The sequence below is a fragment of the Bartonella sp. AP331QHHD genome (assembly GCF_042195905.1).
Lineage (GTDB): Bacteria > Pseudomonadota > Alphaproteobacteria > Rhizobiales > Rhizobiaceae > Bartonella.
Window position 1 is genome coordinate 1 of the sequence record NZ_JBHIPG010000076.1, and the last position, 3,484, is coordinate 3,484.

A 3,484-nucleotide genomic window follows, 5' to 3' on the forward strand; every position below is an offset into this window, starting at 1 on the left:
CATCTCTTTGCACCAACGCCTTACCCACACTCTCCCCCCTATCCATGCGCACACTCTCTTCATCCTCCATTCCCCCTTTTTCTCTCCCATCACACACTCACAACTTAACAGCACTCTTCATCCCAGCGTTCCCCGCTCCATTCACAAATACATCCCCCAATCCTCGCACCACATTCCATGCCATGATAAAAGCTCTCACAAAGCACAAATCCCTCACTTCATTTTACAGATTCACATTTTTACGCTTTTACATCTTCACAGAACGCAGCCAAAGGAAACTCCCAAACCACCACGCGACAATTTGATAAAAACAAAACACCTTTCCAACAATCTCAAACAACAGATTTCTGTAAAGAGTTCATATGAATTTGATTGTTTAGATCTGACTATTAGATTGGCATATAGAGCCGTAGAACAGAAAGTAATTTTCTATAAGACAGAAACGATAAAAGCGCTATATAACTGAGATAGAACATGAAGAATTGCAAACAGATAAAACGACATCTTTCTTCGTTACAACACTGAAATTGTAAACGAGACGACGAATAATTGTCATCTGAATATGCAATTTTCATATCTGCAAATTTTTATTGATTAATTTAATCCCAACACTTCCCCTGAAACACATTTCTTCATTATCTACTTTTTTGAGACAAACCGGCAAAGGGGTTTCATCGATTATAAGTGCGGATATAATAACGCGTTACTCCAACCTCATCATAAGAAACCATAGACATGATACCTGTCTTTATTGGCGTTATTTGATAAGTCAAGATTACACCATTTTGCTGTTTGTTTGGTTGATCTGTATAGATCACGTTATATCCATTCCGTCGCAAGAGATCAATAAATACAGGAGTAAAGTTGTCTTCTGTTTTATTTTTTTTCACAATAAGTGTTGTTGTAGCGGGCGGTAAAGGTTTTTTAAGATTACGAACAAAATCGTTAGCAATTAATTTTATATCATCTTGCGTAATATTTGGACTAACATAACTTGATGAATAATTATTGATAGATGCACAACCAGCCACCAATACAAGCGGTAACGGAAATAAATATTTTGACATCTTAACTCCCCTATTAATTGCATTCTCTTCTGAGAAGCTCCTACACCAGAAATAAGAGCCTCCTTTCAAAGAATAGCCTTAACAACATACTGCTTTACTATCAAGCATTAGTTAATCACTTTCTCGCTTGTTTAAAAAACGACCACCATCTCTCATAGTACTCAAAGCTTATGTTTAAGACACAAAATATATATGTTAAAAGTACGAAAAAACACATGTAAAGCATATAGTATATGTATACTTACTTTCATGGTGTGTTGCATTACATAAACCAACGCATAGCACCCTTCATTTCCCCTCCATTCACGAAGACACTTCCCCCAATCCTTCTCACCCCTCCATATCATGACAAAAAACACGCACAATATATAACCCCATAAATCCTCCGCTTCACTTTTACAGATTCACATTTTTACGCTTCTCCACATTTACAGAACAAAGCCAAGGAAAGCTTCATCCACCCCGTACCACTCTATAAACAACGGTCTGTAAAGAATTCAAATGCTTGCCTAGCAAATTTCCACCACTGACCACTCATTCGTTTCAGATCACCCCCTTCAAAGAGCGGTGTTTTTACCTCATGAATAAGATAATGAGCGAACCGTCTTTAGAAAAAAGAAACGGCATGGAGATATCAAATATATCAATGGTCGTCATCGACTGTCGTGTTAAGAGGTGTTAACTCTTTATTTTTCTTAATTTTTACAACGCCAATAATTCCGGTGGAAATAATTAATGCGGACATAGCTAAAAAAGAGCTTAACAATCCCACGAGTGCCAAAAGTCCAGCAATAAAGCCAGACATTGCTTCCGCAGAGTTTGCTAAAGTTGAAAAGGTTCCAAAACTCTTACCAAAATCTTCACGACGAGAATATAATTGAATAGCTGAGACTAAACCAATATCCACAAAGGCACCAATAAATCCTAAAACAAATGCTAACACGAGAAGGAATTTTAAATAAATTTCTGCAGCTAAGGGCATAACAAACAGAATAACCCCATAAAGAAGCCAAAATATCATGAGCTTCAACGAAGTAATATTTAATATAATTTTACTATATAACAAACCACCAACAATAGTTCCAACAGCCATGAGAGAAAAAATATAACTCACAAAGCTTTCCTCTCCCCCTATAGAGAGAACAAAAGCTGGAATTAAAAATCTTAAAATTGCACCCGTAAAGAGAATAGCAAACGACGAGCCAACGAGCGTAATAAATAAATTATTATGTTCTGTAGAAATATATTTAAGATATGAAGCTGTTTCTCGATAAATTTTTATAAAATTGAATGATTTATTCTCATTTGAATTTAAATTCGTGAGATTAAATAACACGATAATAGATATAAAATAGGTAAAAAAATCAAAAATGAGTACTGCCGATTTATTTGCAAAAAAAAGCAGTATGGAACAAACCAAAGGGCCAATGACGGATGCAGTTTCCATGATAATTTGAGCAATGCTATTGGCCTTTGTAAGATCTTTTATTGAAAACATTCTGGGAATAGCAGCTTGAAAACTTGGTTGGAAAATACTTCTTCCTATCGTTGTACATATTGCTGCAAAAATAAGAACAATGATATGTGCCGTACCTGTTATATAAGTTATAAAAACAAACAATGAAGCTAATAATCTAACAACTTCACTTAAGATCATATTTTTCTTCAAAGAAAAATTATCCGCTAACCAACCTCCTATAGGGCCAAAAAAGAGAAAAGGGATAAATCGAAAAAAATACACAAGACCTGTAAAAAAGGTGTTATCTGTTAATTCTAAGACCAGTAAAATAAAAACAACTTCATAAGCATAATCACCAACTTTGGAAATAAAGAGAGAGCAAAAAAGAGCTAATGGACTCTTTTTTAAAAACAAATTCATATCAACCATCCGATATTAAACTTTTCTACACTTAAAGTTACACTTCCTTCGATACAATTGGTGATATGAACTTCAGAAGAGTCTTTTATTCTAATAAATCGCTTAATAAGTTAAGTGAAAACTTTTAAAGAAATACTCCTCTTGATATAAGCATTTACTCTAATATCAAGTAATATATTAATTTTTCTTGCTTATTTGCTTTAAAAAAGAAAGAATGTAAAAATTATGAGATCACAATCTGCTATATTAGTACATTGACCTCCGCCCCACGTTTCAAAGAATGAAAATTCCCAACCAGCACTAATCTACAATCCCACGTCAAAAAGCAGCTTTCCCCACAAAATAAAGCTTACACCCACCCACGCCTCAAACGACAGCACTTCGTCAGGCTCGACAAATCAAGCCCTATCTCCTCGCCATCCTTCACGCATCTCTTTGCAACACCCGCCTTACCCACACTCTCCTCTTATCCATGCGCACTCTCTTCATCCTCCATTCCCCCTTTTTCTCTCCCGTCACACACTTAACAACTGAACAC

The 3,484-nt window shown here is 35.5% G+C and carries 2 protein-coding genes; both read right to left on the bottom strand.

The genetic code is table 11. The features are described 5' to 3' along the window. Positions 1-671: 671 nt before the first annotated feature. Positions 672-1,067, bottom strand: coding sequence for a hypothetical protein (locus ACFIMS_RS08430; RefSeq protein ID WP_375638506.1), 396 nt, complete (start codon positions 1,065-1,067; stop codon positions 672-674). A 643-nt stretch (positions 1,068-1,710) separates the two neighbouring features. Beyond that, entirely contained in the window at positions 1,711-2,946 is a 1,236-nt protein-coding gene (locus ACFIMS_RS08435; RefSeq protein ID WP_375696628.1) for an MFS transporter, read from the bottom strand. Between the last annotated feature and the right edge of the window lie 538 nt (positions 2,947-3,484).